The organism is Actinoplanes sp. NPDC051475 (genome assembly GCF_040689425.1).
In the GTDB taxonomy this organism is placed as follows: domain Bacteria; phylum Actinomycetota; class Actinomycetes; order Mycobacteriales; family Micromonosporaceae; genus Actinoplanes.
Genome location: NZ_JBFAZZ010000004.1, coordinates 122,138 through 146,070, shown reverse-complemented (window position 1 = coordinate 146,070; position 23,933 = coordinate 122,138). Strand labels below are relative to the sequence as shown.

At 70.6% G+C, this 23,933-nt stretch carries 25 protein-coding genes and 1 tRNA gene; 8 read left to right on the top strand and 18 right to left on the bottom strand.

The window, feature by feature from the left end:
* Positions 1 to 29: 29 nt before the first annotated feature.
* Positions 30 to 102: transfer RNA gene (locus AB0368_RS10175), tRNA-Ala, on the top strand.
* A gap of 49 nt (positions 103 to 151) precedes the next feature.
* Here the strand turns inward: AB0368_RS10175 and AB0368_RS10170 are convergent.
* Positions 152 to 1,033 (bottom strand): NAD-dependent epimerase/dehydratase family protein, encoded by an 882-nt coding sequence (locus tag AB0368_RS10170; protein ID WP_366153767.1) that lies wholly within the window; start codon positions 1,031 to 1,033, stop codon positions 152 to 154.
* A 124-nt stretch (positions 1,034 to 1,157) separates the two neighbouring features.
* On the opposite strand from AB0368_RS10170, the gene AB0368_RS10165 reads away from it, so the two are divergent.
* Complete coding sequence (locus AB0368_RS10165; RefSeq protein WP_366153479.1) at positions 1,158 to 1,697, top strand: helix-turn-helix domain-containing protein; 540 nt, start codon at positions 1,158 to 1,160, stop codon at positions 1,695 to 1,697.
* Positions 1,698 to 1,704: 7 nt separating this feature from the next.
* On the opposite strand, the gene AB0368_RS10160 is transcribed toward AB0368_RS10165, so the two are convergent.
* A complete protein-coding gene (locus tag AB0368_RS10160) occupies positions 1,705 to 3,165 on the bottom strand; it encodes a sensor domain-containing diguanylate cyclase (protein ID WP_366153478.1) in 1,461 nt (486 codons plus the stop codon).
* Positions 3,162 to 4,322: an FIST N-terminal domain-containing protein gene (locus AB0368_RS10155; protein WP_366153477.1), complete on the bottom strand. Its 1,161-nt coding sequence runs from the start codon at positions 4,320 to 4,322 to the stop codon at positions 3,162 to 3,164. The genes AB0368_RS10160 and AB0368_RS10155 overlap by 4 nt, the downstream gene beginning before the upstream one ends.
* Before the next feature lie 132 nt (positions 4,323 to 4,454).
* Between AB0368_RS10155 and AB0368_RS10150 the strand changes: the two genes are divergently transcribed.
* Positions 4,455 to 5,018 carry an RNA polymerase sigma factor gene (locus tag AB0368_RS10150; protein ID WP_366153476.1) on the top strand — a complete coding sequence of 188 codons (564 nt, stop codon included), beginning with the start codon at positions 4,455 to 4,457 and terminating at the stop codon, positions 5,016 to 5,018.
* A gap of 55 nt (positions 5,019 to 5,073) precedes the next feature.
* Positions 5,074 to 5,517 carry a hypothetical protein gene (locus AB0368_RS10145; RefSeq protein WP_366153475.1) on the top strand — a complete coding sequence of 148 codons (444 nt, stop codon included), beginning with the start codon at positions 5,074 to 5,076 and terminating at the stop codon, positions 5,515 to 5,517.
* Positions 5,518 to 5,521: 4 nt separating this feature from the next.
* Here AB0368_RS10145 and AB0368_RS10140 read toward each other — a convergent pair whose 3' ends face one another.
* Entirely contained in the window at positions 5,522 to 6,877 is a 1,356-nt protein-coding gene (locus AB0368_RS10140; RefSeq protein ID WP_366153474.1) for a serine/threonine-protein kinase, read from the bottom strand.
* Between the two features lie 43 nt (positions 6,878 to 6,920).
* On the opposite strand from AB0368_RS10140, the gene AB0368_RS10135 reads away from it, so the two are divergent.
* The 3 genes from AB0368_RS10135 to AB0368_RS10125 all read left to right on the top strand — a co-directional run bounded on the left by AB0368_RS10135 (position 6,921) and on the right by AB0368_RS10125 (position 8,567).
* The gene (locus AB0368_RS10135; RefSeq protein WP_366153473.1) at positions 6,921 to 7,262 is read left to right on the top strand and encodes a VOC family protein; all 342 of its coding nucleotides are present in this window, start codon (positions 6,921 to 6,923) and stop codon (positions 7,260 to 7,262) included.
* A gap of 115 nt (positions 7,263 to 7,377) precedes the next feature.
* Entirely contained in the window at positions 7,378 to 7,563 is a 186-nt protein-coding gene (locus AB0368_RS10130; protein ID WP_366153472.1) for a hypothetical protein, read from the top strand.
* Positions 7,564 to 7,667: 104 nt separating this feature from the next.
* The gene (locus AB0368_RS10125) at positions 7,668 to 8,567 is read left to right on the top strand and encodes an LLM class flavin-dependent oxidoreductase (protein WP_366153471.1); all 900 of its coding nucleotides are present in this window, start codon (positions 7,668 to 7,670) and stop codon (positions 8,565 to 8,567) included.
* A 6-nt stretch (positions 8,568 to 8,573) separates the two neighbouring features.
* Here the strand turns inward: AB0368_RS10125 and AB0368_RS10120 are convergent, their stop codons facing one another.
* Positions 8,574 to 9,224, bottom strand: coding sequence for a GntR family transcriptional regulator (locus AB0368_RS10120; protein WP_366153470.1), 651 nt, complete (start codon positions 9,222 to 9,224; stop codon positions 8,574 to 8,576).
* Positions 9,225 to 9,299: 75 nt separating this feature from the next.
* Between AB0368_RS10120 and AB0368_RS10115 the strand changes: the two genes are divergently transcribed.
* On the top strand, positions 9,300 to 10,598 hold the full coding sequence (locus AB0368_RS10115) for a PQQ-binding-like beta-propeller repeat protein (protein WP_366153469.1): 1,299 nt from the start codon (positions 9,300 to 9,302) through the stop codon (positions 10,596 to 10,598).
* Here AB0368_RS10115 and AB0368_RS10110 read toward each other — a convergent pair.
* The 13 genes from AB0368_RS10110 to AB0368_RS10050 all read right to left on the bottom strand — a co-directional run bounded on the left by AB0368_RS10110 (position 10,595) and on the right by AB0368_RS10050 (position 23,890).
* Positions 10,595 to 12,133, bottom strand: coding sequence for a ricin-type beta-trefoil lectin domain protein (locus AB0368_RS10110; RefSeq protein ID WP_366153468.1), 1,539 nt, complete (start codon positions 12,131 to 12,133; stop codon positions 10,595 to 10,597). The genes AB0368_RS10115 and AB0368_RS10110 overlap by 4 nt on opposite strands.
* The gene (locus AB0368_RS10105; RefSeq protein ID WP_366153467.1) at positions 12,130 to 12,843 is read right to left on the bottom strand and encodes a hypothetical protein; all 714 of its coding nucleotides are present in this window, start codon (positions 12,841 to 12,843) and stop codon (positions 12,130 to 12,132) included. The genes AB0368_RS10110 and AB0368_RS10105 overlap by 4 nt, the downstream gene beginning before the upstream one ends.
* Positions 12,840 to 14,570, bottom strand: a complete 1,731-nt coding sequence (locus tag AB0368_RS10100; RefSeq protein WP_366153466.1) for a putative Ig domain-containing protein — start codon at positions 14,568 to 14,570, stop codon at positions 12,840 to 12,842. Before AB0368_RS10100 ends, AB0368_RS10105 begins: the two co-directional genes overlap by 4 nt.
* A 75-nt stretch (positions 14,571 to 14,645) precedes the next feature.
* Positions 14,646 to 14,864: a hypothetical protein gene (locus AB0368_RS10095; RefSeq protein ID WP_366153465.1), complete on the bottom strand. Its 219-nt coding sequence runs from the start codon at positions 14,862 to 14,864 to the stop codon at positions 14,646 to 14,648.
* A 3-nt stretch (positions 14,865 to 14,867) separates the two neighbouring features.
* Positions 14,868 to 15,455, bottom strand: a complete 588-nt coding sequence (locus tag AB0368_RS10090) for a hypothetical protein (protein WP_366153464.1) — start codon at positions 15,453 to 15,455, stop codon at positions 14,868 to 14,870.
* Positions 15,455 to 16,153, bottom strand: coding sequence for a hypothetical protein (locus AB0368_RS10085; RefSeq protein ID WP_366153463.1), 699 nt, complete (start codon positions 16,151 to 16,153; stop codon positions 15,455 to 15,457). The genes AB0368_RS10090 and AB0368_RS10085 overlap by 1 nt, the downstream gene beginning before the upstream one ends.
* Positions 16,153 to 17,178 carry a type IV pilus assembly protein PilM gene (gene pilM, locus AB0368_RS10080; RefSeq protein WP_366153462.1) on the bottom strand — a complete coding sequence of 342 codons (1,026 nt, stop codon included), beginning with the start codon at positions 17,176 to 17,178 and terminating at the stop codon, positions 16,153 to 16,155. The genes AB0368_RS10085 and pilM overlap by 1 nt, the downstream gene beginning before the upstream one ends.
* A 25-nt stretch (positions 17,179 to 17,203) precedes the next feature.
* Positions 17,204 to 17,995: a prepilin peptidase gene (locus tag AB0368_RS10075; RefSeq protein ID WP_366153461.1), complete on the bottom strand. Its 792-nt coding sequence runs from the start codon at positions 17,993 to 17,995 to the stop codon at positions 17,204 to 17,206.
* An 82-nt stretch (positions 17,996 to 18,077) separates the two neighbouring features.
* Complete coding sequence (locus tag AB0368_RS10070) at positions 18,078 to 18,563, bottom strand: prepilin-type N-terminal cleavage/methylation domain-containing protein (protein ID WP_366153460.1); 486 nt, start codon at positions 18,561 to 18,563, stop codon at positions 18,078 to 18,080.
* Positions 18,564 to 18,665: 102 nt separating this feature from the next.
* Positions 18,666 to 19,832 carry a type II secretion system F family protein gene (locus AB0368_RS10065; RefSeq protein WP_366153459.1) on the bottom strand — a complete coding sequence of 389 codons (1,167 nt, stop codon included), beginning with the start codon at positions 19,830 to 19,832 and terminating at the stop codon, positions 18,666 to 18,668.
* 67 nt (positions 19,833 to 19,899) lie between these two features.
* Positions 19,900 to 21,027, bottom strand: coding sequence for a type IV pilus twitching motility protein PilT (locus tag AB0368_RS10060; RefSeq protein WP_366153766.1), 1,128 nt, complete (start codon positions 21,025 to 21,027; stop codon positions 19,900 to 19,902).
* Positions 21,028 to 21,164: 137 nt separating this feature from the next.
* The gene (locus AB0368_RS10055; protein ID WP_366153458.1) at positions 21,165 to 22,832 is read right to left on the bottom strand and encodes an ATPase, T2SS/T4P/T4SS family; all 1,668 of its coding nucleotides are present in this window, start codon (positions 22,830 to 22,832) and stop codon (positions 21,165 to 21,167) included.
* Positions 22,833 to 22,906: 74 nt separating this feature from the next.
* The gene (locus AB0368_RS10050) at positions 22,907 to 23,890 is read right to left on the bottom strand and encodes a helix-turn-helix domain-containing protein (protein WP_366153457.1); all 984 of its coding nucleotides are present in this window, start codon (positions 23,888 to 23,890) and stop codon (positions 22,907 to 22,909) included.
* Positions 23,891 to 23,933 lie beyond the last annotated feature (43 nt).

Below are 23,933 nucleotides of genomic sequence, written 5' to 3'. Positions count from 1 at the left end.
AGACCGGACACGCATGGAGACATGTGCAAGGGGCTGTGGCGCAGCTGGTAGCGCACCACACTGGCAGTGTGGGGGTCAGGGGTTCGAGTCCCCTCAGCTCCACCCTTGCAAAACGCCCGGACAGACGTCCGGGCGTTTTCGTTTGTGCCGGTCAGGGCTGGATGTTCTCCAGATCCTCCAGCAAGCTCGGGTGCTTCGGCTCCCAGCCGAGCGCCTCCCGGGTGTGCGCACTGGATGAGGGCTGGTCGGTCGCGAAGATGGGGCCGAGGGGGCCGTAGGTCTCGGGTGGCGCCGCCGTGACCGGCAGGCCCAGCCGCCGGCCGATGACCGCGGCGATGTCCCGCACCTTGTCGCCCTCGTCGGCCACGGCGTGCCAGGAGGTGCCGGCCGGCGCCGCCTCCAGGGCCAGCCGGAAGAGCACCGCCGCGTCGAGTGCGTGCACAGCCGGCCAGCGTTGGGCGCCGTCGCCCGGGTAGCCGGACACTCCGGTGCGGCGCGCGGTCTCGGTCAGCAAACCCGCGAACCCGCCCCTGCCCTCGTTGTGGACCGTACGCGGCATCCGTACGGCCGTGCTCCGGACTCCGCGCGAGGCCAGGCCCAGCACCGCCGTGACCGTACGACCGCGACCACCCACCGGCCCGTCGGTCGGCAGCGGGTCGGCCTCAGTGGAGGGGCGGCCCGGCGCGTAGGGCGTACCCGAGACGGTGACGAGGGGCCGGCCGCTGCCGACGAGTTCCTCACTCAGTGCGGTCAGCGCGGCGCTCTCCTCGGCGACTGTCCTCGCGAGGGCGTCGGCGCTGCTGAAGTCGTTGCCGAAGGCCAAATGGATTACTCCATCGGTCCGAGCTGCGCCGGTGCGGAGGAGGTCCAAATCGGCGAGGGCTCCTAGCAGCGGCTGGGCGCCGGCCGCTTCGGCGGCCCGTGCGGACGCGTCGGAGCGGGCGAGCGCGAGGACGGTGTGGCCGTTGCCGAGCAGTTCGGTGACGACGGCGGAACCGATGAGACCGGTGCCGCCCGTGACGAAGACGTGGATGGCACTCTCCTACCAGTGATGGGACTCTTGTCCTATCACGCTAGCACCGTGACGGGACAAGAGTCCCATCACTTATGATGGGCCCATGGGGCGGTGGGAACCTGGGGCACGCGAACGTCTCGTCGTGGCTGCCGTCGACCTGTTCACCGAGCAGGGGTACGACGCCACGACGGTCGCGCAGATCGCCGAGCGCGCCGGGGTCACGAAGAGCACCTTCTTCCGGCACTTCCCCGACAAGCGGGAGCTGCTGGTGGCCGGGCAGGAGACACTGAGCCGGTTGCTGGCCGAGGGGATTGCCGATGCGCCCGGAGACGCCAGCCCGCTGGCGGCCGTCGCCGCCGGTCTCGAGCGTGCCTCGAGCGCGATGGGTCCCATGAATCGTGAACTCGCCCCGCGCCTGAAGGCGGCCGTTGCCGCCAGCGCCGAACTGCAGGAGCGCGACGTCCTCAAGACCGTCAGCCTCGCGGCCGCGATGACGACCGCCCTGGTCGCCCGCGGCGTGCCCGATGCCACGGCGGCCATCGCGGGCGAGCTGGGCGTCCTCGCCTTCAAGCGGGGGTACGTCGAATGGTCCGAGAGCGACCAGGGCACCAAGGAAGAACTCGCCCGCTACACCCTGGCGGCCCTGAACGAGTTGCGGACGGCGAGCGCATCCTTGGGCTGAACGCCCTTCAGACCTCGGCCGGCGTCCGGTTCTGCCGCTTGCGGTCGTACATGGCTCGGTCGGCGTGGCGCAGCAGGGCTTCGGCGTGGTATCCGCAGTCGTCGGCGGTGGCCAGGCCGAAGCTCGCCGACGCCGTCAGTTCGCCGCAGGCGAGGGCCAGCGGTTCGCGTACCGCCGCCTCCAGCCGCTCGGCAAACTCCGCCGCTTCCCCGGGCGTGGTGGCCCCGGTGGTGAGCACCACGAACTCGTCGCCGCCGAGGCGGGCGACGGTGTCCTGCGGCCCGGCGGCGTCCTGCAACTGCCAGGCCACGTGGGTCAGCAGCAGGTCGCCGACCTCGTGCCCGAGCGTGTCGTTGACCTGCTTGAAGCCGTCGAGGTCGATGAAGACGACCGCGAGGCCGGCGCCGGTGGCCTCGGCGGCGGCGAGGGACGCGGTCAGGCGCTCGGTGAAGAGGGAACGGTTCGCCAGGCCCGTGAGCGCGTCGCGGTGGGCCTGCTTGCGGACCGTCTCGAAGAGCATCGCCTTGTCCAGCACCAGGCCGCCGAGGTCGGCGAGGTGGTGCAGCAGAGCGTCGGCCTCGCTGTCGGCCGATGGTGCGTCGTGCACCACCAAGCGGCCCACCTGCCGGCCGCCCGCGCGCAGCGGGAGCGCCCGGACGCGGTCGGCCGCCGGCACGCCGGTCACGGTGCAGCCGGAGCCCGCGGTGGCCGCCGGTCCGGCGTCCGAAAGCTCTGCCAGGTGTACGGACACACACCCGCAGCCCGTCTCGGCGGCGATCACGTCGGCCAGTGAGCGGGCGATTTCCGTACGGTCGAGCATGCCGGCGAGCCGGGCCGTGAACTCCTGGAGCCGGCGCAGCTGACGTACCTGGTCCTGGGTCCGGCGGTGCAGCCGGGAGCGGTCGATGGCCAGCGCGATGCGAGCGGTGACGGCACGCAGCTCGAGCACGTCGGAGCTGTCGAACGCCACCGGCTCCTGCCGCGCGACGAGCATGTAGCCGAGCAGGCCGCCGGAGGCCTCCAGGCGCGCCCAGACGACCTGTTCCAGGCAGTACGCCGCCAGCCAGGACGGCAGGGGTACCTCACCCGCGGCGCCGACCAGCAGCGGCGCGGTGGACGGCAGGTCCAGGACGCCGGCCGGTAGCATCCCGGCGTCGACGGGCAGGTCCTCGGCCGGTACGCCGCAGTGCGCGGCCACCGCGAGCCCTGCCTGACCGGACAGCCACATGGCGACGATGTCCGCGCCGAACAGCTCAGCCACCTCGGCGGCGATCCGGTCCCCGGTCTCGTCGGCGTCGGCGACCTGTCCCAGCACGCTGACGACCTGTGCCAGGCGGGTGGCCCGGGAGAGCGACCGCGCCGCGCCCGACTGGGCGGCCGCGATCTGCTCGCGCAGGACCCGGTTCTCCTCGCGCAGCCGGTCGGCTTCGGCGCCCGACGGGTTCATCTGCTCGACCGCCGCGGTCACAGCGCCAGCACGGCGACGGAGGCGTTGTGGAAACCGGTCGAACCCGAGACCCGGGCGAACTCGCCGTACGTGTAGAAGCCGCAGGTGGGCACGCCCGCCAGGGCGCCGGTGATCGCGTCCGTCTCGGCGCGCATCCCGGCCTCGCCGAGCAGGTCGACGCGGGCGGTGCACCCGAAGACCAGGGAGCCGCGCGGGGCGGTCGTCAGCCGGGCGGCGGCGGCCCTGGCGGCCGTCCCGGCGGCGGCGATGAGATCGGCCGGCTCGCTGCGCATGATCTGGACGACGGAGTGGTCGCTGACGTAACCGAACATCGCCAGCCCGCCGTCCTCGGTGGGGCCCAGGATGTGCCGGACGTCGAACCGGCCCGCCGCGGTGGGCAGCCCCAGCGGCCCGTCCATCACCGCGCCGGCCAGAAACCCCTCGCGGGCACCCGGCTGCGGGGCGTCGCCGGTGACGGCGGCCCGCTTGTCGAAATAGACCTCGGCTGCGGGCCGGCCGTCCAGCTCGTGGATGATGTTGCCGACGGCCCGCGTCACGATCATGGTGTCGCCCACGGGATGCCAGCCGTGTGCCGTGCCGACGCCCACGGGGGTCGGCGAGCCGATCCAGACCACGATCAGGCCGTTGGTCAGCACCCGCTCGTCGCCGTACTGGTAGGTGGCGACCTGGGTCAGGTTCTCGCCCGCGCTGCCGCCGATGACCGGCACCGCGGCGCCGGCGGCCGCGTAGCACCCGCGCATGACCTCGCGCTGGTCGCCGGCCAGCCCGTCGGACAGCACGAGGAGCGTGTTGTGCGGATGTCCGGCGCCGGCGCGTGCCCGAGCCGTCTGGGTGGTTTCGCGGGCCACCGCGTACAGGTCGGAGCCGAGGGAATCCGCCACCGCCACGCCGAACGACAGTCCGCCGGCGGGCAGGTATGCCGCGCTGCACCCGACGGTGCCCTGCGCCGCCCCGGTCAGCCAGCCGAACGAGCTGCAGCCCAGCACCCGCGCGGCGCCGGCCTCGCGGCGGGCCGCCCGCAGGAACTCGTGCGGGTCGTAATCCACGGTCGGGAAGATCAGGACGAGGTCGTCCGTGGTGGGCCGGCGTCCCCCGAGGGCGGCGCGGACGGCCTCGGTCGCAGCCTGGTCGGCGGTGACGGCGGTGCTGCCGCCCACGCCCATCCGATGGTCCAGGGAAACCGTCGAGGAGCTCACACCTTTCCGAGATCGGCAGCCACGGGGCAAAGCTGAACCCGCTACGCTGCCGATCCACGCCGCGCAGCGGTGGCGCCCGGGAAGGATCGAGCCATGACCGCACCGCCCGACCTGGGCCGCCTGGCCGCGGCGGCGGCCCACGACCCGGGTGCCCTGGAAGAACTCCTCGCGGCGGTGCGTCCCGAGGTGCTACGGGTCTGTGCGCGTTTTCTGCCCAACCGTGAGGACGCCGAGGAGGCCTGCCAGGACACGCTGCTCGCGGTGGCGCAGGGGATCGCCAACTTCGAGGGCCGGTCCGCCTTCCGGACGTGGCTGTACCGGATCGCGGCGAACCGCTCCCGCACGACGTACCAGGTGCTACGGCGGCGTTTCCTCGCCGAGGCGAGCGGACCGTTGCCCGAGCGGCCGGACCCGCAGCGGACCAGCGTCGTGGCCGGCACCCGGCTCGATCTGCTCGACGCGCTGGAACGCCTCGGCCCCCAGCTCGCCGAACCGGTGGCGTTGCGCGACGTCATCGGCCTCAGCTACGCCGAGATCGCGACCAGCCTCGACCTGGCGGAGGGAACGGTGAAGTCCCGCATCCACGAGGCCCGCCGCCGGCTCCGCGGGCACCTCGACGACGAGAAAAGTGACCTGCAACACAGGTCGAACAAATGACGGTGGCGCCGTGACGAACAGGGTGCAAGGTTCGACAACCGAAGGAGCCACCGCCATGCACCGCCCCTTGATCAGCCGACTCGCCGCCCTGGGTGCTCTCGCCCTCGGCGTGGCCGCCACCACCGCCGCATGCGGATCCGAGCCGGTGTCGCCACTGCCGGTCGACGCGCCACCCCGAGCCGCGGCGTTCTCGGCACCGCCGTCGAAGTCCGCACCCGCGACCAAGACGACGCCGGCGTGCCTAGGTGCGGTGGAAACCGCTCTGGACGCGCAGGAACAGCCCCTACCGCCTTCGCTGTGCATCAGCGTCGGTGGCCTGCTGCGGCTGCGGCACCTCGGACCCGGCCTGCTGGACGCCGTACCGGAATCGTTGGTGAGGGGGTTCTACGGAGGCGGAGTGCACGCCATCCAGTTCGTGCGCCCCGGCACCGTCACGCTGAGCTTCCCGCAGGGCGAGGACGACCGTACGGTCGAGCTCACGGTCGTGGTGCGCCGGTAGCGCCCTACCGCACCTCGATGCCGGCGAGCAGCGTGTCGACGAAATCCGGCGGGCTGCTCGCGGGCGGTGCGATCTGCACGTACACCAGTCCCACTCCGGGAACCACCTGGGCGGCCTCGACGATGACCGGCTTGCCGACCTGGCATGACACGTGCCGGGCCACGACCCAGTCGACCCCGGCCGCGCGACTGGTCCGTACCGGGTCGGCCGTACACCGGTCATGGCCGCGCCCGGCCACGAACGCCGCGGCGGTGCCGGTCTCGGCGAGGCCGCGCGACACCCCGATGAATGCTCCCGGGACCGCCTCGTCAGACAGCCACCGCCGGGGCGCCGGGGAGATCACCAGTGCCGGATCCCGGCGGCCGTCGGCGTTTCGCTGCCCCTCCCAACCCTGGCCGTCGCCGCGCCAGCCCGGTGGGAGTGCGACCGTGATCCGCCCCGTCGTGTCGCTCGCGCTCGCGCTCGATCGCCCGCCCACGGCGTCCGCACCCAGCGATGTGACGGTGAGCGCTGCCCCGAGCAGAAGACCCGCCGCCAACACGGGCCGGCTGGGTCGGCGCGATGGTGCGGCCCGGTCACCGGCTGACGCGGCCCGCTGCAGCGCCGCCGCGAACCCGGCCGCGTCCCGGAACCGGTCGGCGGGCCGGTGCGCGGTCGCGGTACGCAACACGTCGGCGACCCCGACCGGTACGCCCGCCCGCAACCGCAGCTGCGACCGGGGCACCTCGGCCCGTGCCGCCAGAAGCCGCACGCCGAGACAGCCCAGGGCGTACACGTCGGTGCGGGTGTCCACGACCGACAGGGGGTCGTCCTGCTCGGGGGCCATGTAGCCGGGAGTGCCGGCGCGGGCGGTGAGCCCCGAGGCCGCTGCGAGCGCCTTGGCCAGGCCCAGATCGGCGATCACCACCCGCTCCGCCTCCCCGGCCGGCCCGGAGCGGAACAAGATGTTGCCGGGAGTCAGGTCCCGGTGCACGATGCCGTTGTCGTGCAGCACGCCGACGCCGGCGGCGATGTCCTGCAGCAGCCGCAGGCCGCCGCCCACCGGCATCGGGCCGCCGGCCAGCCGGTCGCGCAGGCTGCCGCCGTCTGCCCAGGTCATCACCAGGTACGGGCGGCCGTCGGGCAGCTCGCCCAGCGAGTGCACCCGGACGACCCGGTCGTGATCGAGCCGCCAGAGCAGCCGGGCCTCCTGCTGGAACCGCTCCCGCACGCGCAGGTCGTGGCTCCAGTTCTCGGCCAGCACCTTGATCGCCACGTGGGCGCCGAGCGATGCGTGGTGGCCCAGCCAGACAGTGGCGAAGGACCCCGTGCCGAGCAGCCGCTCGACACGGTAGGGCCCGATCTGCTGGGGAGCGATCACGCGCCACAGGATAGAGAACAGGGCAACGGCTTAGCATGCGCTCATGGCTGTGGACCTGTTCGCGGGTATTCCGGTACGCGACTACGCCGCTGCCGCGGCTTGGTACGAGCGACTCCTCGGCGTTCCGCCGGCGTTCCTGCCCAAGGACACCGAGGCAGTGTGGGAGCTCGCCGAAAACCGGTACCTGTACATCGACGTGCGGCCGGAGCATGCGGGGCACGCCATGCACACCCTCTTCGTCGGCGACCTCGATCTCCGCCTGGCCGCGATCGCCGGACGGGGGCTGGAACCGGTCGAGCAGGAGACGTATGACAACGGCGTACGGAAGGCGATCTTCCGGGATCCGGACGGCAACGAGATCGGATTCGGTGGCGGGCCCGTGTGATGCGGTCGCGATTCGGTAGCGGAGTGGATGGCGTTCGGTAGCTTGGCGGCCGCGTTCGTCAACACAGCGGCCGCTCCGCCGAAACAGGAGCGGTAGGGCTACCGGGGGAGTGATCGTGCTACTGACGTGGGCAGAGGTTTTTCAGGCCGTGGTGGCCGGGGCGGCGGGCATGCTGGGTGTCTACTCGGCCGAGGCTGCCCTGCGATCGCTGCGGCGCAGCGGGGTGTGCCCCGAGCGGTGGGCCCGGACCCGGGACTTCCTGCGGGCGCGCCAGGAGCCGGTCGCCGAGCGCGTCGGCTGATTCTCTGACGAACCCCCGGTGCACGTGGCGAATGGTTGCGCTGTCGGCGGAACCGACCTCGCCGGGCCGGCGGGCGCCCCCTGTTCGCCGACAGAATCTACGGCATGGCCGACTTCGCGCTCCAGGCGCAGCCGATCGATGCCGCCGAGTGGCTGGACCTGGCCCGGCGGGCCGAGGCGGCCGGGTTCGACACCCTTCTCGCCGCCGACCATCCGGGCTCGTGTGCCTCGCCTTTCGTCGCTCTCGCCGCGGCCGCCGCCGTCACCTCGACCATCAGGCTGGGGTCGTACGTCGCCAACGGCGGGGTTCGGGAGCCGATGCTGCTCGCCACCGACGTGGCCACGTTGGACCTGGTTTCCGGGGGCCGGGCCCTGCTGGGCATCGGAGCCGGTCACGCCCCGGCCGAGTGGGACGCTGTGGGCCGGGTCCGGCCCGGCGTGCAAGGCCGGGTCGATCGGTGCGTCGCGGTCGCCGATGCCACGGTACGGCTGCTGGCGGGCGAGACGGTCACCGTCGCCGGCCCGGAGCTGACGATGCTGAACGCCGTGCTCGCGCAGCCCCGGCCGGTGCAGGAGCGGGTCCCGCTGCTGATGGGTACGGCGAACTCGCGGCTGCTGCGCTGGGCCGGCGAACACGCGGACATCGTGGGGCTGACCGGCTTCGGGGCCACGAAGGCCGACGGGCACCAGCACGACGCGCGGTGGCGCCTCGCCGAGATCGACGCGCAGGTCGAGCTGGCCCGCGCGGGCGGGAACGCGGCCCTCGAGGCGCTCGTCCAGATGGTCGAGATCACCGACGACGCCGAGGCGGTGCTCGCCGGGCACGCCGAGCGGCTGGGCGTCAGCGTCGGCGAGCTCGCGGAGGTGCCGTTCGTGCTCGTGGGCACCGAGGACGAGATCGTCTCGGCGGTGCGCCGGCACCGTGAACGATGGGGGATCGGGCGCTACGCCGTACGAAGGAATGCTCTTGATCTGCTCGGTCCGCTGCTGCCGCGGCTCGCCTGACGCGGCTCACTCCTGGAAGAGCTCGCGTTCGACCTTCTGCCGGAAGTCGGCGTAGATCTGCTTGTAGCGGCTGACGGCACCCATGGTGTCGCCGCGGTCGAGCAGGCCCAGAGTCTCCTCGTGGCCGGCGATCCAGGTCTGCCAGAGGTCGCTCTCCGCGCCCATCGCCAGGATCCGCAACGTCCGGGCGACCACGAGGTCGACCATCGACTGCAGCTCGCGGTTGCCGCTGGCCAGGATCGCGATGGTGCTGAAGTCCGCGCCGGCCGCGCCGGCCGCCAGGACGTTGCCGGAGCGCAGACCCTCGACGAACTCCCGCTGGCGCTGGCGCATGAGGTCGATGTGGGTGGGCGTCAGGTTCTCCACCCCCCATTCGAAGCCGGCGCAGGCCAGCACGCCCATCACGTCGATGAGCTCGAGGGCGTTCTTCTGGGTCACCTTGGTGACGTGGCGGGTGCGGTTGGGTGCGATGTCGATCAGGCCCTCGACGGAGAGCTGAGCGATCGCCTCGCGGACCGGTGTGATGCTGACGCCGAGGCGGGCGGCGAGTTCCGCGTCCTTGATGAGGGTGCCGGGCGGAAGCTCGCCCGTCACGATCTCATTGCGGAGCTGACGCACCACGGCGGCCGTACGGGTCGGCGGGACCGTATAGGACATACGGGCAGCCTACTCACCGTCACGAAGCGGTGGCGGACGTACCCGTGGCCGGGAAATCCGGGGCATGCTGAACAGGTGCCGGACGCCGTACCGTTGATCGACCTCGATGTGGCGCCGCCGCGTCCCACGGCCGAGCCGGGGGCGCTGCATCGGCAGCTGGTGCCGCCGCGTCCGGTCCTGGTGCTGGGCGTGCTGGCCGCAGTGCTGCTCGGTCCGGCCGCTGCGGCGCCGCCGGGGCCGGGGATGGTGCCGGTTCTGGCCGCCGGCGGGGGCACGCCGGCCGCGGCGTTCACTCTCGGGCCGTCCGCGCTCTACACGGCCACCTTCGGGCAGAACCCGAACAGCGAGTCCGGCGTACGCCGTTACGACCTCCCGGCCGGCATCCAGTCGTGGGCGACCGCCGTCCCGCAGAACGTGCAGGCGCTGACCCTCGACGCGGCGTCCGGGGTGCTGCTCGCCCGTTCCGGTTCGGATCCGCGGATGACGTTTCTCGACGCCGCCGACGGCACCATCCTCTGGCACCTGGAGTCGGCGGACACCTCGGCGGTCGCCCTCCTGAACGGCAAGGTCCTGCTGCGTACCGACATCGGGGACACGACCGCGCGGCTGGCGGTCGTGGACGCGCGTACCGGGGCGCAGGCCTGGAGCCGGATCGTGGACAACCGCTCGGAGATCGGCAACGACGTCGAGGAGACCCCGGACCGGATCGTCGTCATCGGCCGGGACGGCCACGTCACCACGCTGCGGTTCGCCGACGGGGCGCTGCTCGGCGAGGGCGATCTGGGCGTACGGCCACCGGCGCAACTGCGCGGCACGGTGCTGGCCGACTACGTGGCGGTGGCGGTCGCCGGGGAACGCATCTACGTGTCGCGGCGGGAGCGGGGGAGGACTTCGCTGATCGCGTACGGACTGCCGGCGCTGACCGTCGACTGGCGGATCACGGGCGGGCCGGTGGGTACCGTGTACGGCTGCGGCCCGGTGCTATGCATCTCGGACACCCGCTGGGTCAGCGGGCTGGACCCGGCCGACGGGTCGGTGCTCTGGTCCGATCCCGCCTGGAGCGCCACGCAGGTCACACCGCAGGGACTGATCGCGTACGACCAGTCGGAGGATCCCGAGTCGGTCGTGATCGACCCCTGGACCGGCGCGGTGCTGCGGTGGCTGGGCCACGCCTTCACCGTCGGGGAGGTGGGGCTGCGTGCCGACACCCGGATCGCCGGCCGGACCTGGGTGAGCGTCACGGATCCCGGCGACGGCCAGGTGCACACCGTCGGATCGCTGGACTCCGCGGCGCCGTACGGCTGCGAGGCCCGGGCGCCGTACCTCGCCTGCCCGACCACGGCCGGACCGACCGGCGTCTGGCGCCTGCCCTAATTCTCCCTGGTGTTGCTCAGCGCCTTGGGCCTGTCGTAGGTGGGCGGAGCGTTCCACTTCTGCAGGTGCGAGCTGGTGCAGAGAGCCGTCCGTACCTTAGCGGTGCCGTCGCTGTGGGTCTCAGGATTGGCGACGGTCAGGTCCGTCGGCGTCAGGCAGTAGGTGCCGCTGCTGTCGACGATGCTGTAGTTCAGCACGGAGTAGCCCGTGTCGCCGTACACCGTCCATGCCAGGTCGGCCGGCGGGTTGTCGTCGTTGCTGGGGCTGCAGGCCTTCACGGTGACGAGCCCGCCGGGGACGTCGGGCCGCTTCAGGCAGTATCCGGGGTTTCCGGTGCCCGAAGTACGGATCTGTCCCGCTTTCGCACTGGCTTTGCTGGTGGCCGCCGCCGGTATGTGCCACTGCTGGTTCCAGGCGACGTTGCCGTCCGGTGCCTGCTTGCAGAACCAGACGATCATGTACAGGGAGTCGACCTTGAAGTTCGTGACGTCCAGGCAGCGGCTGAACTGCTTGAAGTTGACGAGCTGCCCGGTGTCGGACGACGCCCCGCCGGCTCCCGCACTGGGGTCCGGACGGAACACGCTCGTCCCGAGGTCCCCGCTGCAGTCACCGATGACGATCGGGCCGGCCGTTCCAGGGGTCCCGGCGTTCAAGCAGTAGCTGTCCATGTTGACGCCGTCCGTGGTGCCTTCGAACCTTGAGCCGTTGTCAAGGCTCCACTGCTGGCGGGCCTGCCGGCCGAGGCACTCCTGGAAGTACACGGCGGTGGGGGCCTTCAGCTTGTGCGGAGTGGGCGCGTCCACGCACAGGCCGTTCGGCCAGTCGACGGACTCCGATGCCATCAACTTGATGTTCAGGTCCTTGGTGTAGGAGAAGCGCTGCTCGCTGCTGCCGCCGTTCTTGCACACCTTCAAGAACACTCCGGTGCCCGGCTCGGGGTCGCTTCCACTATCCATGCACAGCTGGTCGGTCGTGGGGGAGGCGAGCCGGATCGCGCCGCCGGACACGTTCTCGACATTTCGCTGGAACCGGTACGTGGCCTCGATGGTCCGGGTGTCCCCGGAGCCTTCGACGAGTGGGGCACCGTCCGAGCCGGTGCCGGTCACGGTCACGACTGCCCTCGTCGGCACGTCGGTCGGCGGGCAGCTCATCGGCTTCGCGGTCGACTCGTCGTCGGGGTCCACGGGAAGGCCGTAGTACGTGATCTTCACGCGGTATCGCAGGCCGTCGGCGCTCTCGGCACCGGTGATCTCGCACGGGGGAAGGGCCGTCAGCACGCCGGCGCCCGCGGCGGTCGCGGCCGCCCGCATCTGGGCCATCGCCGCGTCGAGGCCGTCATTGGCGGCGTTGATCGACTCGGTGCGTTCGCCGACCGTCTGCGTGCTGGTGATCGACGTGACGATGAGCGGCGCGACGGCGGTGCTCAGTCCCATGGCGATGATGCTGACCAGGATGGCCATCGGCATGGATCCGTCGTCGCGGTGCGGGCCGGTGATGTGGCGGCGTCGCCGGAGCAGATGCCGGATCCCCATCATGTGGGCCGCCCTCCCTTACATTGGTTCGGGGCATCATTGCTTGCCTGCGAGGTGTTCACGGCGGTGAAGGTGGTGTCGATCTCCGCCGTCCCGGCCGCCGCCCTGGTCTTCAGGTGGATGCGCAGGCGCTGGTATTCCGAGCTGAAATCGCTGCCGGCGACTGCGGCCGGGAAGGGCTTGTCGCCGGCTCTCTGCAGCTCGAACGGTGCGGACTTGCCGGCCTCGCCCTCCACGTAGGCGAGGTCGGCGGTGTCGATGTTCGAGGCGATGGTGGCACCTCGGGCACCCACGGTCGGATTGCTGCCCGGAGTCCATTCGATGAGTTGGAGCAGGCCCTTGTCCGTGGCGGCGCCCGCTCCGGTCGGCTTGAGCTCGAGCCGTAGTTGCCGGCACTTGTCGACGTCCAAGCCGGTGGACGGGTCGCGCTCCTGGCTGGCGAACTCCACGTACCAGGTCTGGCTGCCGCTCGGCACGCCGGGTTTGTTGATCCAGGTGGCGTAGCGAAGCTGGCGGTCGAAGCGTTGGAACGCGACGGAGAGCTGCGCCTGCGCGGCCGTCAGAGTGTCCGTCACCTGGACGGAGCGGTACACCTCGAGGATGGCGCCGGTGACCAGCATCATCACCACGCTCATGATGCCCATGGTGACCAGAAGCTCGGCGAGCGAGGAGCCGTCCTCGTCCCGGACGGGCTGTGCGTCGGGGCGCGTCACGTCACGGTCCAGTCGAACACCAGGTAGGCCCTGTCGCTCTTGTTGTTCGTCACCATGAGGGTGACGCGGTAGGTGCCACGCGTGGTCGGCTTCCCGGTGATCGCACCCCCGCTGCTGATGACGACGCCGGGTGGCAGGCCGACCGCGGTCCATGTGTGGGACGGCGGGTTCGAGCCGAGGGAGTCGGTGGGGACCGTGGTGGCGGTGAGGGCCTGGTTGACCGGGGTGCTCACGGCGCTCCCGGACGGCGACGTCACTCGCATGTCGTTGCCGCCCGCCGTCACCTCGACGGTGATGTCGATCGACTTCGTCTGACCTGAGCTGTCTGCGACGGTGACGGTGGTGATGTACTGGGACGCGTACAGCATCGTTCCGGTGACCCGGCCGGTGGCGGAACTGATCGTCAGGCCGTTGGGAAGGCCCGTCGCCGACCACGTGTACGGCTTCAAGCCGCCGCTGGCCAGCGGGCTCAGGTCGTAGTTGATCGCGGTGTCCTTCGCCACGGGGGCCGGGCTGAAGCCCATGAGCGACAGGGGTGTCACCACCGGCCCGACGTACCAGTCGAAGGCGACGGACTTCACGCGCGGGGTGGGGGTGCCCGCGTCGGTCACGGTGATCGTGGTGTTGGAGGTGGCGCTACCCGACATCGCCGTACGGCCCGTGATGACACCGGTCGAGGCGTTGATGGTCAGGCCGGCAGGCAGGCCGGTCGCGGTCCACGTCAGCGCCGGGCGCCCCCCGGTGGCCGGGATGGGCACGTTGACGACGGTGTTGTTCCGGGTCGAGCGGGCGGACTGCGGGGCCACGACGAGGTCGTCGAAGACGATCCAGTCGAATTGCGTGTCGTCGCTCAGGCCGTCCTTGTCGGTGACTGCGACCGTCACCTTGGAGTACGTTCCGGCCGCCGTGGGACTTCCGGAGATCATGCCGGAGTCGGGATCCATGACGAGCCCCGGCGGCAGCCCGGTGGCGGTCCACGTCAGCGGCAGGTGGCCACCGCTCGACTTGATCTGGAGTTCCACCTCGGGATCCAACACGGCGGGGTCGTCGACGTACGAGTACTGGGTGAGAACCTTTCCTACCTTCGGCGGGGCCGGGTTGGCCTCGAAGGTGGGGTCGGTCGCCCTGCTGACGAGGGTGGAAGCCACATAGATGCAGTCGTTCGGGCATGCGGCATGCTTCCACTTCACCGACACGACGACGCGGAAGAACGGCACGCCGGTGTCGGTCTTGTCGCAGGGGGTCGCTGTCGGCGTGCCGGTGGGGGCGGGAGTGGGAGCGACCTTCGCCTGCCAGCAGTTCCCGACGTACCACTCCTGCTCGTAGACGGTGTTGTTGATGGTGACCTCGACGGCGTCCGTCGGCAGGGGCGCCTTGGGCCCGTCGTCAGGCCCGGCTTTCGGGTCCGTCACCATCAGCGTGTGGTCGAGCAGATCCGCGACCTGCTTCGGGGCGGTGGTCCACTGGGCCGTCGCGGTGGCCATGTCGCGCCCCACTGCCAGAGACTGTGCCTTGAGGGCGCGGACCCGTTCGATCCCGCCGTTGGCGACCTGGACGGCCGCCTGATCGGAGCGCTGCCTGTTGCTCAGGGCCATGGAGGTGACCAGGAAAGGTGCCACGGCCGCCATCACCGTGCCGATCACGAAGATGGACATCATCACCTCGAGCAGCGACAACCCCTCGTCGCCGGGCGGCGGGGGAGTTGTTACTGCACGATCGGTCGACATGCCTGTCCTCACTGATATGGAGCTGACACCGCTCCTATCGAACGCCGGCGTCCCGGGTTGAGGATTTCGGGCGAATTAGGCCGTACGGCGCGGCGGGGCGGTCGGATCGACCTCGACGAGAAGGTGCCGTTCGACACCGGCCTCCTCGAGAATGCGTTCGACGGCGGCGATGGAGAGCCAGTCCAGGACATCCTCCCCATGGACGATGCGATACCAGCGGGTGTTCCGGCGGCGTACCACCTCGACGCGCCAGGCACCGTCCGGCGTCTGCATCGCGCCCTCGATGTCGCCCATTGGTCAGTCGGTCGTGACCGCAGGAGCACCCGATCCGGCCGGCGGGGCGACGAACGCCGTCAGGGTGAGGTTCAGCCGCGTCGGCGTCTCACCGTTTCCGATCTCGAGGCCAGCAGATTGGACGAGGACGGCGCGCTTCTGGTCGCTGCCCTGCAGTTGACGCAGGAAGTCGTCGAGGTCACCCACGTCGCCCTCCGCGATGAGCTGGATCTGGATCTCCCAGACACCGGACACCCCCTTCGCCTCGGCGGGGGTGCCGACGGTGATGCCGCTGACGTCCACGCCGAGGTCGGTGCCCGACGCCTGAAGCTGGCGCAGGAAGGCCGGAACCCCGGAACCGGACGGCAGGGCGTCCCGGTAGGCGTCCCGCGTCGCGATCAGCTTGCCCTCGTTCTTCTTCTCCTCGGCCAGCTTGGCGATCTGCCTGCGGGAGGAGACCGCCTGGTCCCGTTCGCCCTCGGCCTGCTGGATGAGCTCGTTGGCCTCGGCACGGGTGGGGCTGACGACGGCGAAGTACGTCACCGCCGTCAGCAGGCCGATCACCAGGAGACCGATGATCATCCAGAGCCGGTCGAGCCGTCCCGCTCTCATCACTTACCCCCGGTGCAGGGCTGCCCGAACCGGCCGCAGAGCGCAGTGCCGGTGATGTCGATGGTGAGACTGAAGGTCACCTTGCCGTCGGCCGTCGCGACGTCGGTGACGTACGGGTTCGCGTTGGTGGGTGCCTTGGCGAGGGCGTCGACGTACGCGGCGACGGCCTCCTTGTCCGGGGCCACGCCGGTGATGACCACATTGCCGATGGAGTTGGCATTGCTGGTGCTCGGCAGCGAGCCGGACGTCGGGTCCCCCTCGGCGTCGTTGAGCTTGCCGGTGAGTCCGTTGACGACGATGTCCATCGGCTCCCCGGTGTTGCGCAACATGCTGAGCATTCCGGCCCAGTCCAGGTCGTTGGCCATCGTGGTCTTGAGCTGCGACTTGAGCAGCTCGGTCTCGTTGCGCAGCGTCACCACCGACGAATACTCCCGCTGAGCGCGCTGCAGGTCGACGACCTCGCCGTTGGCCGCCGTGAGGTCCTCGGAGGCCGCCTGCTTCTCGCGGTTGGCGGCCACGATCCAGACACCGCACAGACAGGCGACGAGGACGACGACGACGATGACCCACGCCCGCATCCGGCTGGCCCGCCGGCTTGCGACGACCTCCTCCGGCAGAAGGTTCGCCGAGATCGGCACGAGCCCGGCGAGCCGTTGCGCCGACACGGCGGGGTCGAGGGGCATCAGGGTGGTGGCCATCAGGACGGCGCTCCCAGAGTGAGGCCGACCGACACGGCGGCTGAGGGCATGAAGCTGTCGAATCCGCGCTGGCGCGCCTTGCGGGTGTCCCGCAGCCGGCTGGCGGTATCGGCGTAGACGACGGACACGCCGAGCCGCTCCTGGACGTGCTCGGCCAGGCCGGGCATCAGGGCGCCGCCTCCGCACAGCGACACCCGGGTGACCTGCTTCTGCCGCTCGCCCGAGGCGAGGTACGTGAAGGAGCTGCGCAGCTCGCTGAGGAGCGGGCGGATCGCGTCGGAGGCCGCTGTCGCGGTGTCCGGGCGGCCGTCTCCGTGCAGCCCGTAACGGCACTTGAGCGCCTCCGCCTCCGCGGCAGGGATGCCGAGCCGGGTGGCGATGCTGTTGGTGATGTCGGCGCCGCCGCGCGGAACCGTGCGGACGATGAGCGGCTCGCCGTCGACGTGCACGATCACGCTGGTGACCTCGGCACCGATGTCGACGATCGCCTCGACCTGGGCGTCCAGCCGGGACGCGGCCCGCAGCAGCGCGAACGAGACCAGGTCCACGTTGACGACGTGCAGGCCGGCCCGCTCGACCGCGTGGACGAGCTCCATGACCGCGTCCTTGGGCATGGCGATGAGCAGGCCGCGGACCGTCGGATTGTCGCCCGGCTCCTCGAGCGGCCAGAAGTCCAGCAGGGAGCGCTCGACCGCGAGCGGGAGCATGTCGCGGACCTGGAAGGGCAACGAGCGGCGCATCTCCTTGGCCGGCATGTTCGAGACGGAGGCCTCGCGGACCACGAGCTGCGGGTTGGTGACCCCGAGGACGACGCGCTTGGTGTTGAACTTGCAGGCGGCCCAGAGCTGCTTGAGGGCCGAGGTGACGGCGGCCGGCTCCGCGAGGATGCCGGCCTGGATGGTGCCGGGCGGCAGCGGCACCTGGCCGAAGTTGACCAGGTCGAACTCGTCCTTCGCGCGGCGGACCTCCACGGCGCGGACGGACGACGAGCCGATGTCCAGCCCGATCGGATTGACGCCAGCCATCGGTTCCTTCCTCAGTCAGGGGTGGTCAGGGGGCGATCACGAACAGGGACGTGTACCAGTCGGCGATGGGCGCCGCGGCGAACACGGCCAGGAAGGCGCCGGCGAGCATGTACGGGCCGAACGGGATCCGGCTCTTACGCCCGGCCATCCGCATCGCCATCAGGACGACGGCGACGAGGCCGCCGAGCAGGAAGGCGGCGAACGCCCCGACGGCGACGGCGTTCCAGCCCAGCCAGCCCAGGTAGAACCCGAGCAAGGGAGCGAGCTTGACGTCGCCGTAGCCCATCCCGCCGGGCACGGCGGCGAGCGCCCGGTAGAAGGCGAACAGCAGGAGGGCGGCCAGCAGACCGCGGACGACGACGTGCCAGCTCGTCTGCCCGGCGAGGACCGTGGGGACGAGCAGCACCGCCGCCACCGCATAGGACGGCAGCACGATGCGGTCAGGCAGGCGCAGTACGTCCAGGTCGATGGCCGCCAGCGCGATCGCGATCGCCGCAAGGTAGAGGTACGCCGGCAGCTCCCACGACCAGCCGAACCTCGCCGTCACGGCGATGAACAGCGCGGCGGTGGCGGCCTCGACGAGGGGGTATCGGGCACTGATCGGGGTTCCGCAGTCGGCGCACCGCCCGCGGAGCAGCAGCCAGCCTGCCACGGGGACGTTGTGCCGCCGGCGTACCTCGTTGCCGCATTCAGGGCAGTGCGACGGTGGCCGCACGACGGACTCTCCCCGTGGAACGCGGTGGATGACCACGTTGAGGAACGAGCCGACCGCGGCTCCGAGCAGGCCGGCGATGCAGAGCAGCAGGGGCTGCGGCATGGTCGGTCCTCCTCGGTGTCGCGGTCGCCGGTGCGGATGGCGCCCCCGGAAGGGCACCATCCGCCGGATGTGTTGCTGGTTATCAGGCGCAGGTGGTCAGGGTCAGCGTGCCGGAGACGGCTTTCACGGAGCCGCCGACACCGCTGTCGTACAGGTACCACTTGCCGCTGCCGCCCGTGTTCGTCGCGCAGATCTTGTAGGTCGTGGAACCGGACGCGGTGGTCACCTTGAAGCCGAGTTTGGTCTTGTCCGACAGGGTGATCTTGCCGTCGGCGCCGCCCGTCTTCTTGACTAGAGTGATCGTCGGCATGGCCCCGGCGCTGTTGTCTCCGGTGATGTCGGCCGGGTACTGGTTCTGGTTGTCGGTGTAGTACTGCTCGACAGCGCTGATCGCGCCGCGGACGTCGGACTGCGACGACTTGTCCGCCGCGCCCTCGCGGTAGTTGAGGTAGACCGGGACGGCGATGGCGACCAGCACGCCGATGATGACCACGACGACCAGGAGCTCGATGAGGGTGAAGCCCTCGTCGTCCTTCTTGGCGCGGAGCCGGTTGATGATGTCCTGCATCAGGGATGCCTCCGTGTGGCGTCAGGGTGGAGCGGGGATGGGTTGTCCGGGCTCGGGCGCCCGACCTCGACCGGAGACCGGTCGCGCACTGCTCCAGAGCGGTCAGCCGCTCTGGATGTTCTGGTAGATGGTGAACATCGGCAGGTACAGACAGATCACCATTCCGCCGACCACGCCACCCATGACGAGCACCATGATCGGTTCGATCGAGGCAGCCAGGGACTCGGCGGCGCTGTCGACTTCCCTGTCATAGAAATCGGCAACCTTGTCGAGCATCTGACTGATTTGACCGCTTTCTTCGCCGACTTCGATCATCTGGGTGACCATGGTGGGGAAGACCTTGTGGTGACGCAGGGCGGACGACATCGGCTGGCCGTCGCGGACAGCCGATTGGACGTCCTGCATGGCGCGGTTGATGACCTCGTTGCCGGTGGTCTCGCCGACCACGGCGAGCGCCTGCATGACCGGCACGCCGACGTTGAGCAGCAGGCCCAGGTTGCGCGAGAACCGGCTCATCGCCAGCTTGCCCAGCAGTTGGCCGAACACCGGCAACCGGAGCTTGAGCGTGTCGACCTTCAGCCGGAATTCCGCGCTCTGGCGCACCTGGCGCTTGTAGAGGACCGAGCTGGTGATCGTCACGGTCAGAAACGTCGGGGCGATCCAGTACATGTTGTGGCTCAGGTCGACGAGGAACTGGGTGATGCCGGGGAGTTCGCCGCCGAGGTTCTTGAACATGCTCTCGAAGATCGGAACGATGAACTTGAGAACCGCGCCGATCATCACGAAGGTGAAGCACAGCACGATCGCGGGATAGGTCAACGCCGCCTTGATCTTGCCGCGGAGCGCGGTGTCCTTCTCCATGCTGGCCGCGACCTGCTCGAGAGCCTGGTCGATCATACCGCCGGCCTCGCCGGCGCGGATCATGGCGATCATGAGGCGCGGGAACACCTTGTCGTGCTTCGCCATCGCCGTCGACAGCGAGATACCGTTGGACACGTCGGCGCTGACCTCACCGACCGCCTTCTTCAGCGTGGCCGCCGAGGTCTGCTCCTCGAGGATGGCCAGCGAGCGCAGCAACGACATGCCAGAGGCCGTCATCGTGGCGAACTGCCGCGCGAAGACCGCCAGATCCTTCAGCTTGGTGCGGCCGCCCAGGCCCGGGATCTTGAGTTCTTTGTTGAGGCCCTGGCCGGCCTCGGACAGCTCCAGCGGTACCTCGCCGCGCTGGCGCAGCAGCTGCGACGCGGCGGCCTCGTTGGCGGCCTCCACGGTGCCCTTCGTCTTGTGGCCGGTCGCGTCGAGGCCGTTGTAGTGGAACGTTTTTGTCACCGGCATGTCACACCCGTCCGATCAGGCGTTTGAGTTCGTCAGCCGAGTGGCAGATCTCCAGGGCGCCCTGCATCGACACGACGCCCTCGCGGACGCGCTCGGCCAGGTGCTGGTCGAAGGCCAACATCCCGTCGTTGCCGCCGGCCTGCATGAACGAGGGGATCTGGTGGGACTTGCCCTCGCGGATCAGGCTGCGGATGGCCGGCGTGGCGGTGAGGATCTCGCAGACCACGGCCCGGCCCTTGTTGTCGGCGCGCGGCGCGAGGGCCTGCGTGACGACGCCCTGGAGGCTGGCTGCCAACTGCGCGCGGATCTGCAGCTGCTGGTGCGGCGGGAAGATGTCGATGACGCGGTCGATGGTCTGCGTGGCGCTCTGCGTGTGCAGCGTCGCCAGCACCAGGTGGCCGGTCTCCGCGGCGGTCAGCGCCGTAGCGGTGGTCTCCAGGTCGCGCAGCTCGCCGACCAGGATGATGTCGGGGTCCTGCCGCAGGGCGTGCTTGAGGGCCTGCGCGAACGTGTGGGTGTCCGAGCCGACCTCGCGCTGGTTCACCACGCTGCGCTTGTGCGGGTGCAGGAACTCGATCGGGTCCTCGATCGTGATGATGTGCGCGGCCCGGCTGCGGTTGGCGAGGTCGAGGATCGAGGCGAGCGTGGTGGTCTTGCCGGAACCGGTCGGGCCGGTCACCAGCACGAGACCGCGCGGCAGGTTGGCGAAGCGGCCGACCGAGTCCGGCATGCCGAGCTCGTCCAGCGGCTTGATCGTGTGGGGGATGGCCCGGAAGACGGCCCCGCACGAGTTGCGCTGGATGTAGAGGTTGCCGCGGAACCGGGACACGCCCACGATGCTGTGCGCGAAGTCCAGCTCCTGCTCATGCTGGTACGTCTCCCACTGGGCCGCCGAGACGCCGGCGCGGCACAACAGGGCGGTGTCCGCCGAGTTGAGCTTGCCGTAGCCGGGCAGCGGGCGCAGGCCGCCGTCGACCCGGATCATCGGCGGGGACCCGACCGTCAGGTGCAGGTCGGAGCCGCGCGCCTCGACGAGCGAGACGAGCATCTGGTCCAGCACGGCCAGGTCTCCCGCTGCCGGCTCCGACGGAGCGGCCTGCTGCGGTATTTCGTGGTCGACCGTGTACATCCGCTGCCCCGACATTCTCCTCGTGAACCTCTGACTTCTCCCCATTCGGCACCGCGCCGGGGGGCTTTAGGAGCTGTTCCACCAGAAATGCGCGATACCGGCCTGGTCCGCGGTACCCTGCTCGGCTGACGCGGGGCCTACACGGCGACGCGCGAAACCTCCCGTACCGAGGTGAGGCCGCCGGCCGCCTTCGCCAGGCCGTCCGCGCGGAGGTCGTACATGCCCTGCTCGACGGCCACCTCGCGGATCTCGCCGGAGGAGGCGCGCTTGATGGTCAGCGTCTCGATCTCGGCGGAGATCGGCATGACCTCGTGCAGCGCGAGGCGGCCGCGGTAGCCGGTGTTGGCGCAGTCGCGGCAGCCCACCGGCTTGTACAGCGCCTCGGGGATTTTGAGGTCCTCGACCGGCCAGCGGGCGGCCTCCAGCTCTTGCTCGGTGGGCGCGTACGCCTCCTTGCACCAGTCGCAGAGCCGCCGCGCGAGCCGCTGGGCCAGCACGCAGTCCAGCGACGAGCCGACGAGGAAGGGCTCGATGCCCATCTCGGTGAGGCGGGTGACGGCGCCGGGCGCGTCGTTGGTGTGCAGCGTGGAGAGCACGAGGTGACCGGTCAGCGAGGCCTCGGTGGCGATCTGGGCGGTGTGACTGTCGCGGATCTCACCGATCAGCACGACGTCGGGGTCGGACCGCAGGATCGCCGGGAGCACCGCCGCGAAGGTGAGCCCGGCCTTCACGTTGACCTGCACCTGGTTGACGCCGCGCAGCCGGAACTCGACCGGGTCCTCGACCGTGATGACGTTGATCTCGGGCTTGCTGATCCGGCCCAGGGTCGCGTAGAGGGTGGTCGACTTGCCAGAACCGGTCGGGCCGGTGACCAGGACCATGCCGTGCGGCTTGGTGAACGACTCGGCGAAGCGGGTGAGGTTGTGCTGGGTGAAGCCCAGCTTCTCCATGTCGAGGTCGATGCCGCCGGTGTCGAGCACCCGGAGCACGATCTTCTCGCCCCACACCGTCGGCAGCGTCGCCGTCCGCAGGTCGACCTTGCGGTCGCGGATCACCACGGTGATGCGGCCGTTCTGCGGAACCCGCTTCTCGGTGATGTCGACGCCCGACATGATCTTCAGGCGCGAGATCAGCGCCGACATGACGCCGCGAGACACCATGTCCAGCTCGTGCAGCACACCGTCGATGCGGTAGCGCACGCGCAGCCCCTCCTCGGTCGGCTCCAGGTGCAGGTCGGAGGCGCGGTTCTGGACGGCCTGCTCGATCAGGTTATTGACGTAGCGCACGATCGGCGCGTCGTCGGCGCTTGTGGCCTGAGCGGCCATGCCGGTCTGGTCGTCGGCGGAGTTGTCGACGAGGTCGCCGAGGTCGCTGTCCTCGCGCTGGAGGCGCTCAATGATGCGCCGGACCTCGCTGCGGGCGACCACCACCGGGCGGACGGTCATGCCGGTGGCGGCGCGGACGTCGTCGAGGGCCACGACATCGCCCGGGTCGGTCACGCCGACCACCAGCTCGCCGTCCGTGATCTGCAGGCCCAGCACCCGGTGCCGCAGGACGACGGACAGCGGGATACGCCTGAGGGCGGTGGGGTCGATGGGGTAGCCCTGCAGGTCGACGGTGTTCATGCCGAACGCGTACGCGGCGGCCTCGGTCAGCTCCTCCTCGGTGACGACCCGCCCGCTGAGCAGCACCGCCCGGACCGACCGGCCGGTGTTCTGCGCCTCCTCGGCCGCCGCGTCCACCGCGTTCTCATCGACGCCCATCTGCTTGAGGGCATCGAGCAACGGGCGGAAGGTCTGATCCATGACATCCTCACGACGTATGACCGGGGGTTACGTCTGTCCCATCGGACACTCCCGCCGTGAACTGAGCGCACGTGTCACGGGTGACGAAACGCCCGCCGGTACGCACTCGGCGCCACCCCGACCGAATGCTGGAAGTGCTGGCGGAGCGCGGTGGAGCTGCCCAGTCCCGAGCGGCGCGCGACCACCTCCATGCTCAGGTCGGTCGATTCCAGCAGCAGCCGTGCGTGCGCCATCCGCTGCTGGAGCAGCCACTTCTGCGAGCTCATCCCGGTCTCGTCGCGGAACCGGCGGGTGAACGTCCGTACGCTCATCCGCGCGTGCCCGGCCAGTTCCCCCAGGCTGATCGGCTCCGCCAGCCTGCTCAGGGCCCAGGCGCGGGTGGTCTCCGTGCCGCTGCCGTGCGCCGCCGGGATCGGGCGCTCGATGTACTGCGCCTGACCGCCGTCGCGCCACGCCGGCATCACGCAGCGCCGGGCCGCCTGGTTGGCCACCGCGCTGCCGTGGTCCCGGCGCACGACGTGCAGGCATAGGTCGACGCCGGCGGCCACCCCGGCCGAGGTGAGCACGTCGCCGTCGTCGACGAACAGCACCTCGAAGTCCCATTCCACCCTCGGGTACAGGCGGCCCAGACGCTTCGCCCACGCCCAGTGGCTGGCGGCCCGGCGGCCGTCGAGCATCCCGGCGGCCGCGAGCACCGACGCGCCGGTGCAGATGGACATGATGCGCGCCCCGCGCTCGCGGGCGGCGTGCAGCGCCTCGGCCACCTCGGCGGCGACCGTGCCGTCGGTCATGGTCGGCCCGCCGCTCACCCCCGGGACGAGCACGGTGTCGGTGGTCGCCAGCGGTGCCAGGTCGTTGTCGGGTACGACCACGAAGCCGCCACGCTCGGGACGAACCGGGAGGCCGGACAGGCCGCAGGTGGTCACGGTGTAGAGCGGCTTGTTGTCGGCGTCGCGGGCGGCGCCGAAGACCTGGGGCGGGACGCCGAGGTCGAAGCCGACCACGCCGTCGAGCGCCAGCATCGCCACCGAATGGGTCATGGCCTGATTCTTGCGCATCATGGCCTCCCGGCCACTCGTCCGCCCGGACGGATCTCCGCAG